The following is a 15,484-nucleotide window of genomic DNA, read 5'->3' on the forward strand; positions in this document are numbered from 1 at the left end:
ATCACTCTGGATATTCAACGTCTTTTTCTTCAATAACTTCCCCGTCTCGGACAATTTTATAAGACGCCTTTTCATTTTCATCAACTAAAACATCGAACGATTCTTTTGTTGTTTCAGTAATCGTTAGTTCTTTAGCAGGAACGGACATATCGTTATCTGCATCTTCGATATAAATTTGTACTTTTTGCGGCTTTGGCTTTTCCTCTTCTGTTCCGGTGGCATCGCCTGTTTCCGTTGCGTCGCCTTGTTCCGTACTTGCTTCGGTGTCAGTCTCTTCTTTATACGGAATAGTCACATCCACTGACACCGTTTGAGGAGCTTTTGGCTCCTTGCCCATTGAGACTGTAATGGTGAGCTTATCACCTTGCTCGATACTCTGCTCCGCTGCAGGCTTTTGAGACATCACAAGACCTTTTTCAACAGTGTCGGAATACGCTGTTTTTACGTCCACTTCAATATCTTCATCTGATGCATAATCTTTTACGCTTTTTTCCGTCCAACCCGAGAAATCCTTTAATGTAATCTTCGGCGGACCCTTACTTACCCATAGCGTAACCGTTGTATCTTCCGGCACGACTTGTTCGGTTTCTTTAGGCGTCTGATCTGTAATATTGCCTTTCGGTTCTGTGCTTTCAACTTCGATGGATTGGATATCTTTATAATTCTGCTTTTCTAACAGACTTTTTACTTCCGTAAAGCTTCTTCCAATGTACCGGTTAAATGCTTCTTTTTTCTTTCCTGTACTTCGATAAATAATGACATTAGATCCTTCTTTGATAACGTCTCCCGCTTCTGGCATCGTTTTAACCACGTCGCCTTCTTCCACCTCATTATCGGATATATCTTTAGGATTCTTCACTTTAAAGCCTAAAGAAACTAAATCGGTTACTGCTGATTCATAATCTTGATTATGTAAATCAGGAACCTTTACGTCTTTTGGCAGTAATAAAGCCGGAATAAATGTAACAGCGGCTACGCTAGCAGCTGCTAGTAGCAAAAAAATTAAAACAAGCGTTACAATCAGCTTGCTTTTGCCTTTTTTCTTTTTCTTCTTTTTTTTCTTCGGCTTTAACTCTTCTTCCTCTTGTTCTTCCCGCTCTAAGTGAGGCGGTTTTCTCACAGGTACGTGCGTTTCTTCGGATTCAACAAAATCCTCCTTAATAACTGGAATGGCTTTTGTCACTTCTTCATCATCAGGCACCGTAAACCTTTGTTCATTATAACGATTTGGATGAACAGCAGACTGTAAATCCGCTTCGAGTTCTTCGACGGAACTGTATCGGTAAAATGGATCTTTAGTTGTTGCTTTTAATACAACATTCTCCACGCTTTGAGGGATAGATGGATTCCATCTTTTTGGAGAAGGTGTTTCTGTCTGTAAATGTTTTAATGCAATTGACACAGCCGATTCCCCAGAAAAAGGGACTCGACCCGTTAGCAATTCAAATAGGACGATGCCAAGCGAATAAATATCAGACCGCTTATTCGCAAGCCCTCCCCTTGCCTGTTCAGGAGATAAATAATGAACAGAGCCCAAAACAGAATTAGTATGCGTAATGGTTGTAGAACTTAGTGCTACGGCAATGCCGAAGTCAGTAACTTTAATGGTATCATCATGATCAATTAAAATATTTTGAGGCTTAATATCCCGGTGAATAATTCCGTACTGATGAGCATGGGCAATAGCTGATGTAATCTGCGTCATAATATGTATGGCTTTATCAAGAGATAGTGGTGATTCTTGCAGAATGTATTGCTTTAATGTCATACCCGGTACATATTCCATGATGATATAGTAAATATCTTCTTCTTCTCCAACATCATAAATGCTGACAATATTAGGATGAGCAATACTCGTAGCAGATTGTGCTTCTCGATGGAAACGCTTTATAAACGCATCGTCACTTGCAAAGTCTAAACGAAGCACTTTAATTGCCACATCACGATCCAAAATCATGTCGCGACCTAAATAGACGTTTGCCATTCCGCCTCCACCAATTACTTGCAATACCTTATAACGGTCGTTTAGCCGTCTACCTATTAGCAACACTCTCACCCACTTTCAGATGTAAAGTCCACAATTGCAAGTGTAATATTGTCTTCTCCACCAAGCTCATTTGCTAATTGAATCAGGCTCGTACCCTTTTCGTGAAGTGATGAACTTGTTGATAACGTTTCGTTCAGCTTTTGTTCCGTTACCTTATTTGTCAGTCCATCTGAACATAATAATAATCGATCTTCTTTTTCCACTTCAATTGTTTTTACATCTAAACTAACATTTTCTTCGGTACCTAGTGCTCGCAATAAGATATTTTTTCGTGGATGATGCTCAGCATCTTCTTTTGTGATTTGACCATTTTTTACGAGTTCATTCACAAGAGAATGATCTTCTGTTACTTGTTGAAATCCATATTCATTTGAAATATAGCATCTGCTGTCTCCTATATTACCAATCGCACAAAACGTATCGGCGCATAAAGCAAGTACAACTGTTGTACCCATACCTTTACACTCTTCATGCTCCTGAGCATACTGATAAATATCTTGATTAATTTGCGAAACATGCGTACGAATCCACTGCGTTGCCTCATCAGGAGACGTTACTTTGTCCGCTTCTTCCCACGCTATTTGCAATTTTTGAACCGCCATCTCACTGGCGACGTCGCCAGCTCGATGACCTCCCATACCATCAGCCACAATTGCAAGCAGCTGATTGTGTTGGTTCAAAAATACCCCTCCGTTATCTTCATTGTGTTGTCTAACTCTCCCTCGGTCTGTCATGAAGACAGTTGCCATACAATCACCTCGTCTCTTCTTTACGCTCCTTCGCACGTAATTGGCCACAAGCTGCATCGATATCATGACCTTGCTCACGACGAATAGTCACGTTAACGCCACGCTTTTTAAGCGTACGTTCAAATGCAAAAATCTGTTCACGCGGTGTACGAACATAATCACGCTCAGGCACATAGTTTACCGGAATCAAGTTCACGTGACATTTAACGTCTTTAATCAAATCCGCTAATTCCTCGGCATGCTCTACTTGATCGTTTACTCCTCCGAATAGACCATACTCAAAGCTAATACGTCTTCCCGTTTTATCCGTATAATATTTAATAGCTTCCATCAAATCAGGAAGTTTGTACGCACGGTTAATTGGCATTAAGCGTGAGCGGATGTCATTGTTTGGAGCGTGAAGTGAAATTGCAAAATTGATTTGCATTTTTTCATCAGCAAACTTATAGATTTTCGGAATGATTCCACTTGTCGATACTGTGATATGACGTGCACCAATATTTAATCCATCATCACTGTTAATTGTTTTTAAGAAGCGCATCATTTCATCATAGTTATCAAACGGCTCCCCAATACCCATAATTACGACAGAGCTCACGCGTTCTCCTTGTTCATCTAGCGCTTTTTGTACTTTTACTACTTGCGCTACGATTTCTCCAGCTTCTAAATTACGCTTTAAACCTCCAAGAGTAGACGCACAGAATGTACAGCCGATGCGACAGCCAACTTGAGTCGTTACGCAGACAGAATTTCCGTATTCATGACGCATAAGCACTGTTTCAATCGTATAACCGTCATGGAGTTCGAATAAAAACTTCATCGTGCCGTCCCCAGACGTTTGCTGAACAACTGTTTTTAATGTCGTTAATGCAAATTTGTCTTTTAATTGTTCACGTAATCCTTTAGATAAGTTTGACATATCGTCAAAGTCCGTTACGCGTTTAACATATAACCAGTCAAAAATTTGTTTAGCACGGAACTTCTTATCTCCGTGTTCTACTAACCAATTTTCTAGGTCGTGCATTTCTAATGAATAAATAGATGGTTTTTGCGGTTTTTCTTCTGCTTTTGCTTTCCTTTTAGCTACTTCTTCCATTTTTACACCTTCTTCTGTAAACATGCAATATAAAATCCATCGCTTTGTGCATCTGGCAGCAATTGAATTTCACCATGTTTTACGTTTTGTTTAAGCTTTTGCGGCATCCGTGCAGCAAGTGTTTCATCTTTTTGGAAATCAGCATGATCTGTTAAAAATGCTGCTACAACATCCCCATTTTCATCTCGGTCAATTGTACATGTACTATATACAAGGGTCCCACCTTTTTTTAATAAAGGCGCAACCGCATTTAAAATATCTTGTTGAATACGCGCCAGCTGCTTTACATCTTGCTCAGTTTTTGTATATTTCAAATCAGGTTTTCGTCTCATTACACCAAAACCTGAGCACGGGGCATCTACTAAGATGCGGTCAAACATTTCTTTATCAAACTGTTCGCCCGCTTTGCGGCTGTCTTGAACCGTCGGCTCAATATTGGTAAGATGCAGACGCTCTGCCTGCTGGGCAATCAGCTTTACTTTATGGTCATGAATGTCCAAGGAAATAACTTTACCACTGTTTTTAAGCTGCTCTGCAATATGAGTTGATTTTCCTCCCGGTGCAGCACAGCTATCTAAAATTAGCTCTTCTGCCTCTGCACCGAGCGCATGAGCCACTAACATAGAGCTTTCATCTTGAACGGTAAACATTCCTTCACGAAATGCTTGTGTATGAGCTGCATTTCCTTTTTGAACTTCTAGCGCTTCTTCTACAAAATGGCCTGGTTCTACAACAATCCCTTCTTTTTCAAGCGCTTCTTTTACTTCATTTTGCGTAAAGCGTGCACTGTTTACTCGGATTGTTTGTTTGGGGGCCATTAAATTAGCTAAACAGATTCCGCGTGTTTTGTCCAATCCATATTGTTCCACCCAGCGTTTTACAAGCCACAATGGATGACTCGTTTCAATCGCCAAGCGCTCCACAGGATTTTGTATTTCTTCTAAAGAAGGCGTGCCGCTGCGCTGAATATTTCGTAAAACGCCGTTTACCATTGAGGCAATTCCTTTGTGACCGCGTTTTTTGGCAATTTCTACTGCTTCATGAAGGATTGCCCGGTCCGGCACCCGGTCTAAATATACCATTTGGTAAAGAGATAAACGAAGCAGCACTCGCACCCAAGGCTGAAGCTTTTTTGGATTTTTCAAGAAAGGCGCTAACCCGTAATCTAACGTATCACGTCTTTGAATCGTTCCATACACAATTTCCGTTAACAGTCCTGCATCTTTTCCTTGAATACCCCGTTTTTGTATGCTGTTATTTAACAATAGATTGCTGAATGCCTGATTTTTTTCAATAGCTAGTAAAATATCTAAAGCTATGTCTCGAACGTTGTACTTACTCATTGACATCCCCTAATACTGTTCCGACTTCAACGGATGTACCTCGTAAATACTTCGCTGCATCCATACGTTTTTTTCCAGCCGGCTGAAGTTCCGTCACTTTAATAGCTGTTTCATTTCCAGTTGCTACTATAAATCCATCCTCTTCAAGTGATAAAACGGTACCCGGTTTGCCTGATGCGGATACTTTCTCTCCCCACCAAATTTTCATGACCTGACCGTCTGCTGTTGTATAAGCAACGGGCCAAGGGTGAAGTCCGCGGATATGGTTATAAATTTCTTCTCCTGTACGGGCCCAATCAATTTTCTCTTGTTCACGCTTAATGTTAGAAGCAAATGTCGCTTCGTCATCGTTTTGTTTAACCGGCGTAATTTCACCTTTTACAAGAGAAGGAATGGTTTCTGAAAGCAATTTTGCACCAGCAGCGCTGAGTTTATCATGAAGTGTGCCAACGTGATCACGTTCTTCAATCGGAACTTCTACCTGTGTTAAGATATCACCTGCATCTAATTTTTCTACCATATACATAATTGTAACACCAGTTTTCGGCTTACCTTGTAGAATTGAATAATGAATCGGCGCGCCTCCGCGCAGTTCAGGTAACAGAGAAGCATGCACGTTAATACAGCCGTATTTAGGCGCTTCTAAAATAGGGGTTGGTAAAATTTGACCAAAAGCCGCTGTTACAATTAGGTCAGGCTCATACGCTAACACTTGCTGATATTCTTCTTCTAAACGAATCTTTTCTGGCTGCAGTACAGGTATTTCATGCTTTAACGCCTCAACTTTTACAGGAGGAGGTGTTAATACGCGCTTGCGTCCTTTTGGTCGGTCCGGCTGTGTAACCACTGCGACCACTTCATATCCATCTTTAAGTAATGTTTGTAAAACCGGCACTGAAAAATCCGGCGTTCCCATAAATACGACTTTCATCGTGTAAAACCTACCCTTCTAGTTCATCCTCTTCGTAATACTTTGTTACTTTTTCCGTGAACAATACACCGTGTAAATGATCAATTTCATGCTGAATTGCTCGTGCTAAAAAACCTTTTGCTTCTATAAAATAAGGTTTTCCTTTACGGTTTTGCGCACGTACTTTCACATAATCAGCTCGAGCCACGTCACCAAAAAGGCCCGGAAAACTTAGGCAGCCTTCTGGACCGATTTGTTCGCCTCGTTGCTCAATAATTACCGGATTAATTAACTCAATTTTACCGTGTCGGTCATCCACGTCTACCACTGCCACTTGCTGCAGAACTCCTACCTGAGGAGCAGCTAGACCCACACCGTCTGCTTCAAGCATTAAATCATACATGCCGTTTAGTAATTTCGCTAATTTATTATCAAAGTTTTTAACGACTTCACATTCTTGTTCAAGTACTTCATTAGGATGGTAAACAAGCTTAAGCTTAGCCAAATAGGCACCTCCTTTATTCTTTCTATTTATATCCAAAAAGCTTCTTCTTTAACGCCATCAAGACGACTAGTTACATCATCGAGTATGGATTCAAATCAATAGTGATCGTTAAATTCTCCTTCTGCATTTCCGCTTGATAACGTTCTAATATATATTTCAACAGCGGAATCAGGCTTGGTTCCAGCTTGTATTTTAACATGCATTGATAGCGATATCTATCTTTTATCTTAGCAATCGGAGATGCGACTGGCCCTAAGATCGTTGTTTGCGGCGAAAGTTTCTGACTCAGATACTGCGAAATTTTGTCTGTAACAGACACCACTTTTGCAATATTTTCATGAGATACCGTTACAAGCGCCAAGTAAAAGAAAGGCGGATATTTGTGCATTTTACGAATTTCCATCTCGTGCTTATAAAACGAATCGTAATCATGCTGACTCGCAAGTTGAATGCTGTAGTGTTCAGGCGTGTACGTTTGAATCACTACTTCTCCTGGAAGTTTGTGGCGTCCTGCTCTTCCGCTTACTTGTGTTAAAAGCTGAAACGTTTTTTCAGATGCACGAAAGTCAGGTAAATTCAGCATCGTATCTGCTGTTAAAACGCCTACAAGCGTGACGTTTGGAAAGTCCAGTCCTTTCGCAATCATCTGCGTCCCTAGTAAAATTTGCGCTTCTCCACTTGCAAACTTGTTCAGGAGCTTTTCATGGGCGCCTTTTCGGCTTGTCGTATCAACATCCATTCGAACAACTCTAGCCTCGGGCAGCACTTTTGTTAATTCTTCTTCCACTTTTTGTGTACCAGACCCGAAAAAGCGGATATGTTCGCTGTGGCATTCTGGGCACTCAGTGTGCACATGTTCTTCGTGTCCGCAATAATGGCATTTTAATTTATTTTGATAGCGGTGATACGTTAGTGAAATTTCACAGTGCTCACATGTCGGAACGTAACCGCAGTCTCTGCACATAACAAAAGAAGAATGACCTCTTTTATTTAAAAATAAAACGATTTGCTCCCCTTTTTCCAAACGGTCTTTCATCTTTTCAAACAGCATAGTTGAAAACATAGAGCGGTTGCCGCTGCGAAGCTCTTCTCTCATATCAACGATATCCACCGAAGGCATTGATGACTTATTCATTCTTTGCTTTAACGTCAGTAGCTTATACACACCTTTTTGCGCTCTTGCAAAGGACTCAAGCGTTGGTGTTGCACTTCCTAAAATGACTGGACACTGATGATGCTGCCCTCGGTAAATAGCTACATCTCTTGCATGATAACGGGGGTTTTCTTCTTGTTTATAACTCGTCTCATGTTCTTCATCGATAATAAGAAGGCCCAAATTTTCAAATGGCGCAAATACAGCAGAGCGGGCCCCTACTACAACGGATACTTCTTTTCGCTGAATTTTTCGCCATTCATCGTATTTTTCCCCAGTAGACAAGCCGCTATGAAGTACAGCAACTTTTGAGCCGAATCGCTCTTTAAACCGCTTGACCATCTGAGGGGTAAGTGAAATCTCCGGAACAAGCATAATCGCTTCTTTCCCTTTTTTTAGCACTTGATCAATTGATTGGAGATACACTTCTGTTTTTCCGCTTCCGGTTACTCCGTACATTAAAAACACATCGTGAAGATTTTCTTCGATGTCCTGCAGAATCGGTGCGATTGCCTCAGCTTGTTCATCGGTCAATTGAAATGGCTTTGATGGTGTAAAGTATCGATCTTGATAAGGATCACGGTATATTTCAATTTCCGTTTCCGCTAAGAGTCCTTTGTTAATCAGCGCTTTTATAGGAGCGGAGGTAATCTGCAAATCTTCCGCTATTTCTTTTATGGCTACTTCTTCATTTCGATTCAGCATAAAAGACAGCACTTGTTTTTGCTTTTCTGCCTGCTTATTTAACTCGCTCATAAACTGGTGAATTTCTTCAAGGCTTTGATTCAGTTTTACGCCTTTTGCCGTTTTTTTGTTTCCTTTGTTTTTCACGACGTAGACGACTTCAATTAGACCTTTTTGAATATCACGGTGAAAAGCAGGAGCAGCGGCTGTTTTTTCTACTTCACTCCACTTCAGCGAGGATCTTGACTGAAAAAATGGCTTTACTTGCTCATGAAGCTGTTCGTATGCCTCTTTTGAAAGGAGTGACAGTTCTTTATCATATTTTGCTTTCATCGCCGCAGGCAGCATGACTTGAAAAGCCGATATCATAAAACAAAGCGTTTTTTCGGTTAGCCAGTGCCCAATCTCTAACAGTTCGGGAGTCAGAACCGGCGTTAAATCAAGCAGGTCAGCGATTGGTTTAACACGCTTAACTTCAGCCTCTTCTTTAAGAGCCACCACAAACCCTTGAACTTTTCTAGGACCAAACGGAACGACAACTCGCATACCCGGAACAATAATTCCTTTCCATTTATCGGGAATAGCGTAGTCAAAAGCTCGATCTGTTTGCTTAGCAGCCACGTCCACAATTACACTAGCTACACTCATTTTTTCAGCCCTTCTAACATTTCCTTCACTTCTTTTAACACCTCGGTAGCTACATCGTGTTTTGAAAGAATGGGAAGTTCTTTAGACTCTCCGCTTCGCTTATAGAGCGTTACAATATTTGTGTCCGTCCCAAAACCTGCTCCTTCTGTCGTCACGTTATTGGCTACAATCATATCCAAGTTTTTAGATGCAAGTTTCTTTTGTGCATATTCATCCACTTGTTCTGTTTCTGCTGCAAAGCCGACTAAAAGCTGGTGTTCTTTTCGCTCTCCAAGCGTGCGTAAAATATCTGTTGTTCTCTCTAGCTCTAGTACTGCTTCACCAGGCTGCTTTTTCATCTTTTGATCAAACACATGCTTTGGTCGGTAATCTGCCACTGCGGCTGATTTAATGACAACATCTGCTTCATGATAGCGCTGCATAACAGCTTCAAGCATCTGCTGCGCACTTTCAATTTGAACAACCTGCACTCCTTTTGGATACTCTAAATTCGTCGGTCCCGTTACAAGTGTTACCGATGCGCCTAATTTAGCAGCTTGTTCTGCAAGGGCATAGCCCATTTTCCCAGTAGAGCGATTGGTGAAAAATCGGACGGGATCAATGCGTTCTACCGTAGGTCCTGCTGTAACCAATATATTCACACCTTCAAGGATCTTTTGTGTATGTGATGCTTGTGAAAAATAAGATCCGATTAGTGAAACAATTGTTTCTGGCTCTTCAAGACGACCTTTTCCTACATAACCGCATGCCAAATACCCTTCTCCAGGTTCTACAAAAGAGTAACCAAATGATGAAAGAGTGCTCATATTTTTTTTAACAGCTGGATGATCGTACATATGAACATTCATTGCAGGTGCAATCCACACAGGTGCAGTAGCAGCCAGCAGCGTTGTGGAAATCATATCATCTGCAAGACCATTTGCTATTTTCCCTATCATATTTGCCGTAGCAGGAGCTACTAAAATTAAATCAGGCCAGTCTGCTAAATCAATATGTGCAATTACAGATGGATCTTTTTCATCAAACGTATCTGTATAAACTGGGTTTCGAGACAGAGCTTGAAACGTAAGCGGCGTTACGAACTCGCATGCTGAAGCAGTCATCATTACTTTAACTTCCGCTCCCGCTTGTACTAATTTACTTGTTAAAGCTGCAGCTTTATATACGGCGATTCCGCCGCTAACACATAATAAAATTCGTTTTCCCTTCATCATTATGCCCCCATCTATTTATCCCGCTCAACCAGCATCCGCTTGTTTACTCGGGTAACTATCTAAAGCTTTTCAATTCAATTATTATACCATTTTTGTAGTGAGACATTCACTATCCTGCTTGAACACAGATAAAAGCATCAAAAAAATAACAACCTATAAAGTAGGTTGTTATTTTTTCACTTACTGATGTTTAGAATCTTCTTCTGCTACACCTTGCTTATAGCTTAATTGTTCAGCATTAATTTCTTCTAAAGCACAGCCTACAAACTTATAAGAAACCGGCTTTTCAATCGGCGTATCATTGTGAAGCTGTAATTGACGTGCACGTTTTGCAGCTACTGTCACAAGCGTGTACTTAGAATCTAATTTTTCCATTAGGGAATCAATTGATGGATAAAGCATGTTTATTCTACCTCCAGCATTCTTTTATAGCGCGCAGAAATACGATCACGACGGCAGTGTTCAGCCGTTACGATAGCACGGATGCGAGCACAAGCATTTTCTACTTTGTCATTTTCTACAACATAATCGTAGGCGTCCATAAGTTCAATTTCTTCTTTTGCCACGCGCATACGGTTATTGATTAAATCTTCTGTTTCAGTACCGCGGTTTACGATACGACTTTTAAGCTCTGATAAACTCGGCGGTGCCAAGAAGATGAACAAACCTTCTGGAAATGCTTCTTTCACTTGAAGAGCACCTTGCACTTCAATTTCTAGAAATACGTCTTTTCCTTCAGATAACGTTTGTTCTACATAATCAACCGGGGTACCGTAGTAGTTACCTACGTATTCAGCCCACTCTAATAATTTCTTGTTTTCAATCATGCGCTCAAACTCTTCGCGTGGTTTGAAGAAATAGTCAACGCCGTCTACTTCACCTTCGCGGGGCTTTCTTGTTGTTGCAGAGATAGAATACTGCAATTTAATGTCTTCTTGCTCAAACAATGCTTTTCGTACCGTTCCTTTTCCAACACCTGATGGTCCGGAAAGAACAATTAATAAACCTCTTTCAATCATCGGTTCAAGTGACCTACCCTTCTAATAATTCTTCTTTGTTTATAAGTCGCTGTGACACAGTTTCTGGCTGTACAGGAGCTAAAATAACATGATCGCTATCCATAACAATAACAGATCGTGTTTTACGTCCTTGCGTTGCATCTATTAAAGAGCCTCGATCTTTTGCATCTTGAATAATGCGTTTGATTGGAGCTGATTCAGGATGAACGACAGAGATTATACGATTAGAAGAAATAAAATTTCCAAATCCAACGTTCACTAATTTACCGCTCATAAGAAGCCTCCTGCTATACCAATATAATCTTTATCTTACACGAAGGCTATTCAATATTTTGAACCTGCTCTTTTATGCGTTCTAATTGTGCTTTCATACTAATAACATACTGAGCAATAGTACCATTGTTTGCCTTCGCACCGATTGTATTCATTTCACGATTCAGCTCTTGAACAAGAAAATCCAGCTTGCGTCCTACTGAATCAGGTGTATTTAATGCTTGAATAAATTGTGAAACATGACTTTGAATTCGCGTAAGTTCTTCGCTAATATCTGCTTTTTCAGCAAAAATAGCTACTTCAGTCAGCACTCGCTGCTCATCGAAAGTACCTTCTAAATAGTCGCTCAGCTTTCTTTTAATACGCTCGCGATATTGTTCAGCAACTTCAGGAGCAAGCTGTGTAATTTTTTCGCGAATGTCTTGAATGTCCTGTAAGTACCCCATTAAATCGTGATACAGCTCTGATCCCTCTCGTTTCCGCATATCCACTAACTGATGCACAGCAGCTTCAACGGCTTCAAAGATTGCACCATGAATACTCGTCTGATCAGCTTCTTCTTCATAAGTTGTCATCACTTCAGGCATGTGTAAAATGTCTTGAATTTGAACAGATTGTGACAGCCCATGCTTTTCTTTTACTTGCTGCAACGCATGCATGTATTCATCAAGCAGCTGCCAATCCGTCTGCAGTTTCTTTTTTGCCATTTCTTCACCTGAAATAGTAACAAATACTTCTACTCTACCACGTTTTATGTATGTTTGAACGATTTTTTTTATTTTATCTTCAATTTCAATTAATTGTCTTGGCATACGAATAACAATTTCACAAAAACGATGATTAACAGACTTCATTTCGACTGTTACTGATCGATTTTCCACTTCCGCTTTTCCGCGGCCAAAACCAGTCATACTTTTTATCATTATCATCACATCCACTATGTACATCTTACATAAAAAGTATCATAAAAGAAAGTGTTAGCAAAAAAAAGAAATCTCTCTTCTTTATTCAACCTGTAAAGGCTGCCTTCATGAGTTTTCTCATTTGGGACAGCCTGTATTAAAGTATAGCACAATTTATGAAGGTTTTCTTGTTAAAAGTGAACCGGCAAGTAAAAAAGTTGGAAGACTTGCAAGTCCTAAAATAACGAGCCATTCCCGCGGTGCAATGGCCATTGTATGGAAAATAGGCTGCAGGGGCGGATAGTAGATAGCCACCAGCATAAGGATAATAGATGAAATAACGGCTCCTACAAGATATAAGTTCTGAAATGGATTGCGATCAAAGATTGATTTTTCACTTCGGCAGTCAAATACGTGAATAAGCTGTGCCATAACAAGTGTGGCAAATGCAATCGTCTGAGCATACTGCAGACGATCTGGGTCATTGTCGTAGACAATCATGAATGCAGCAAGTGTAGCAGCTCCAATTAAAAATCCGCGGCTGACTACTTTCCACCCTAATCCTCTTGCAAAAATACCTTCGCGCGGATGCCTTGGATGGCGCTTCATCACGTTGTCCTCCGGCTGGTCTAAGCCAAGAGCCATCGCAGGCAAACCGTCTGTTACTAAGTTTACCCATAGTATTTGAATGGGCACTAGCGGAAGCGGAAGTGCTAAAATCATCGCAAAGAGCATAACTAAGATTTCTCCTACATTTGATGCAAGCAAGTAACGAATAAACTTTCGAATATTTTCATAGATGTTTCGTCCTTCTTTGATCGCTGATTTAATAGTAGCAAAATTATCATCAAGCAAAACGAGTGAAGACGCTTCTTTTGCTACGTCTGTCCCGGTGATGCCCATCGCGATGCCTATGTCTGCTGCTTTAATAGCCGGTGCATCATTTACGCCGTCGCCCGTCATAGCTACAATGTGATCTTTTGCTTGAAGAGCTTTAACAATTTTAAGTTTATGTTCAGGCGATACCCTGGCATATACGTAAACATCATCCACTACTTCTTCTAGCTCTTCCTGCGTCATTTTGGATAAATCCGTTCCTTCCAAGACTTGACCGTTTTTCGGTAAAATGCCTAACTGTTTTGCAATCGCCTGTGCTGTAATGACGTGGTCACCTGTAATCATAACGGTTTTGATTCCTGCGTCTCGGCATTCTTTGACCGCTTGCTTGACTTCTGGTCTTGGCGGATCAATCATTCCTTGAAGCCCGAGGAAAGTAAGGTCTTTTTCCGCTTCATTCTCTGTATGAACGCTCTCATGGTCTCCTAACGGCCGATAAGCAATCGCAATGGTTCGAAGCGCTTGGCTAGCTAACTGATCGATTGCTCCTTTTACTTCATTATGAACCGTTACCGACAGCGTTTGTTGTCTGCTTTCCCACAAAATATTTTTGCTGTTTACAAGCAGCACATCAGGAGCACCTTTTGTTATGACATAGCGCTTATGAGATGCGTCTTCAATGACTACACTCATCATTTTGCGCGTTGAATCAAATGGAAACTCTTCAATAATCGTAAACTGCTTTTGAATGTTTTCTTTTGTCAGCCCCGCTTTCATCGCGGCCACAAGCAAAGCCGCTTCAGTAGGATCCCCGTCGATGACATATTCTTTATCTTTTCTCGAAATGGACGTTTGATTGCAAAGCAGACCAAACACCAAAAGCTGCTGAAGCGATTTTTCACTCCGTGTATCAACTTCTCTTTCCTCTCGCGAAAATACGCCCGTAGGTTCATACCCTGTCCCTGATACCCTCCACGTCATTCCTCCTGACCAGAGGTGAGTAACCGTCATTTTATTTTGCGTTAATGTGCCCGTTTTGTCTGAGCAAATGACTGACGCGCATCCTAGTGTTTCAACAGCAGGAAGTTTGCGTACAATGGATCTTTGCTTAATCATGCGCTGTACACCAAGAGATAGCGCCACGGTTACGATGGCAGGAAGACCTTCGGGTATGGCAGCAACAGCTAAGGAAACTCCCGCTAAGAACATACTGTATAAATCATGACCTTGCAGCACACCAATCCCGACAACTAATACAGTAAGTGCAAGAGCTACAACGATTAAAATTTTACCTAATTGCTCTAACTTCCGTTGAAGAGGAGTAATCATGGCTTCAGCATTTTGAAGCAAATCAGCAATTTGTCCCATCGCTGTTTTCATTCCAGTCCCTACAACGATACCTGTTCCGCTTCCTCGCGTCACAAGCGTACCCATAAACGCCATATTGTCCTGATCTCCAAGCGGCACTTCATCTCCTGGCAAAGCTTTTATTTGCTTGGCAACAGGCAAAGACTCTCCCGTAAGCGCTGATTCTTCAATTTCTAGACTTTTGGCTTCCATAATTCGAAGGTCAGCCCCGATACGGTCTCCGCTCGAAAACTTTACAACGTCTCCTACTACCAGCTCTTTAGATGGTAACTTAACCCATTTTCCTTCACGCATAGCTGCTACTTGAGGAGCAGAAAGCTCTTTTAATGCATGAAGAGATTTCTCGGCTTTTCTTTCTTGAAAAAAACCTAGAAATCCATTAATTACTACAATGGCAATAATAGCAACCGCATCGATGTATTCGCCTAAAAGCCCTGAAATAAGCGTGGCAGCTAGTAAAACCAGTACCATAAAATCTTTAAACTGCTCTAGAAACACAAGAATGGCCGGTTTTTTCTCTCCTTCAGTCAATTCATTAAATCCTTGCTGCTGCTGACGTGCTTTTACTTCTTTGTGTGTAAGACCATGCTGTCTGTCTGTTTTTGTTACTTCTACTATTGCTTTTTCACCTAATTCATACCATTTCATTGCATCTTTTCACACCCTTTTATTTGTAAATGCACCTATTAGATTGTTACAATCTTATATCGTATGCTTATTCAGACTCGTCCTAAAA

General features: G+C 40.9%; 13 protein-coding genes. All 13 read right to left on the minus strand.

Features of this window, described 5'->3' with window-relative positions; all coding sequences use genetic code 11:
* Position 1 precedes the first annotated feature (1 nt).
* Complete coding sequence (pknB, locus tag ACFX4G_RS00890) at positions 2–2,047, minus strand: Stk1 family PASTA domain-containing Ser/Thr kinase (RefSeq protein ID WP_028410789.1); 2,046 nt, start codon at positions 2,045–2,047, stop codon at positions 2–4.
* A 5-nt stretch (positions 2,048–2,052) separates the two neighbouring features.
* On the minus strand, positions 2,053–2,796 hold the full coding sequence (locus tag ACFX4G_RS00895; protein ID WP_013058919.1) for a Stp1/IreP family PP2C-type Ser/Thr phosphatase: 744 nt from the start codon (positions 2,794–2,796) through the stop codon (positions 2,053–2,055).
* Between the two features lie 4 nt (positions 2,797–2,800).
* Positions 2,801–3,892 carry a dual-specificity RNA methyltransferase RlmN gene (gene rlmN / locus ACFX4G_RS00900; protein WP_013058920.1) on the minus strand — a complete coding sequence of 364 codons (1,092 nt, stop codon included), beginning with the start codon at positions 3,890–3,892 and terminating at the stop codon, positions 2,801–2,803.
* A 2-nt stretch (positions 3,893–3,894) separates the two neighbouring features.
* Complete coding sequence (rsmB, locus tag ACFX4G_RS00905) at positions 3,895–5,235, minus strand: 16S rRNA (cytosine(967)-C(5))-methyltransferase RsmB (RefSeq protein ID WP_029320537.1); 1,341 nt, start codon at positions 5,233–5,235, stop codon at positions 3,895–3,897.
* Positions 5,228–6,166, minus strand: a complete 939-nt coding sequence (gene fmt / locus ACFX4G_RS00910; RefSeq protein WP_377572612.1) for a methionyl-tRNA formyltransferase — start codon at positions 6,164–6,166, stop codon at positions 5,228–5,230. Before fmt ends, rsmB begins: the two co-directional genes overlap by 8 nt.
* A gap of 10 nt (positions 6,167–6,176) precedes the next feature.
* The gene (def, locus tag ACFX4G_RS00915) at positions 6,177–6,650 is read right to left on the minus strand and encodes a peptide deformylase (RefSeq protein ID WP_013084828.1); all 474 of its coding nucleotides are present in this window, start codon (positions 6,648–6,650) and stop codon (positions 6,177–6,179) included.
* 70 nt (positions 6,651–6,720) lie between these two features.
* A complete protein-coding gene (gene priA, locus ACFX4G_RS00920) occupies positions 6,721–9,135 on the minus strand; it encodes a primosomal protein N' (protein WP_377572614.1) in 2,415 nt (804 codons plus the stop codon).
* Positions 9,132–10,349: a bifunctional phosphopantothenoylcysteine decarboxylase/phosphopantothenate--cysteine ligase CoaBC gene (gene coaBC / locus ACFX4G_RS00925; protein WP_097824520.1), complete on the minus strand. Its 1,218-nt coding sequence runs from the start codon at positions 10,347–10,349 to the stop codon at positions 9,132–9,134. The genes priA and coaBC overlap by 4 nt, the downstream gene beginning before the upstream one ends.
* 180 nt (positions 10,350–10,529) lie before the next feature.
* Positions 10,530–10,751, minus strand: a complete 222-nt coding sequence (rpoZ, locus tag ACFX4G_RS00930) for a DNA-directed RNA polymerase subunit omega (protein WP_013058926.1) — start codon at positions 10,749–10,751, stop codon at positions 10,530–10,532.
* A gap of 2 nt (positions 10,752–10,753) precedes the next feature.
* Complete coding sequence (gene gmk / locus ACFX4G_RS00935) at positions 10,754–11,368, minus strand: guanylate kinase (RefSeq protein ID WP_013058927.1); 615 nt, start codon at positions 11,366–11,368, stop codon at positions 10,754–10,756.
* Between the two features lie 13 nt (positions 11,369–11,381).
* A complete protein-coding gene (locus ACFX4G_RS00940; protein ID WP_013084831.1) occupies positions 11,382–11,642 on the minus strand; it encodes a DUF370 domain-containing protein in 261 nt (86 codons plus the stop codon).
* Between the two features lie 46 nt (positions 11,643–11,688).
* Positions 11,689–12,564: a YicC/YloC family endoribonuclease gene (locus tag ACFX4G_RS00945; RefSeq protein WP_016765431.1), complete on the minus strand. Its 876-nt coding sequence runs from the start codon at positions 12,562–12,564 to the stop codon at positions 11,689–11,691.
* 153 nt (positions 12,565–12,717) lie between these two features.
* Entirely contained in the window at positions 12,718–15,396 is a 2,679-nt protein-coding gene (locus ACFX4G_RS00950; protein WP_097824521.1) for a calcium-translocating P-type ATPase, SERCA-type, read from the minus strand.
* Between the last annotated feature and the right edge of the window lie 88 nt (positions 15,397–15,484).

Origin of the sequence: Priestia sp. YIM B13486, assembly GCF_042787865.1 — a bacterium.
GTDB lineage: Bacteria > Bacillota > Bacilli > Bacillales > Bacillaceae_H > Priestia > Priestia megaterium.

What these genes read in the sequence shown, in the direction of transcription:
- coaBC (WP_097824520.1), bottom strand. Translation starts at nt 10,349, where the DNA reads ATGATGAAGGGAAAACGAATTTTATTATGTGTTAGCGGCGGAATCGCC.
- rlmN (WP_013058920.1), bottom strand. Translation starts at nt 3,892, where the DNA reads ATGGAAGAAGTAGCTAAAAGGAAAGCAAAAGCAGAAGAAAAACCGCAA.
- ACFX4G_RS00895 (WP_013058919.1), bottom strand. Translation starts at nt 2,796, where the DNA reads ATGGCAACTGTCTTCATGACAGACCGAGGGAGAGTTAGACAACACAAT.
- rpoZ (WP_013058926.1), bottom strand. Translation starts at nt 10,751, where the DNA reads ATGCTTTATCCATCAATTGATTCCCTAATGGAAAAATTAGATTCTAAG.
- priA (WP_377572614.1), bottom strand. Translation starts at nt 9,135, where the DNA reads ATGAGTGTAGCTAGTGTAATTGTGGACGTGGCTGCTAAGCAAACAGAT.
- fmt (WP_377572612.1), bottom strand. Translation starts at nt 6,166, where the DNA reads ATGAAAGTCGTATTTATGGGAACGCCGGATTTTTCAGTGCCGGTTTTA.
- ACFX4G_RS00945 (WP_016765431.1), bottom strand. Translation starts at nt 12,564, where the DNA reads ATGATAAAAAGTATGACTGGTTTTGGCCGCGGAAAAGCGGAAGTGGAA.
- ACFX4G_RS00940 (WP_013084831.1), bottom strand. Translation starts at nt 11,642, where the DNA reads ATGAGCGGTAAATTAGTGAACGTTGGATTTGGAAATTTTATTTCTTCT.
- ACFX4G_RS00950 (WP_097824521.1), bottom strand. Translation starts at nt 15,396, where the DNA reads ATGAAATGGTATGAATTAGGTGAAAAAGCAATAGTAGAAGTAACAAAA.
- gmk (WP_013058927.1), bottom strand. Translation starts at nt 11,368, where the DNA reads ATGATTGAAAGAGGTTTATTAATTGTTCTTTCCGGACCATCAGGTGTT.
- rsmB (WP_029320537.1), bottom strand. Translation starts at nt 5,235, where the DNA reads ATGAGTAAGTACAACGTTCGAGACATAGCTTTAGATATTTTACTAGCT.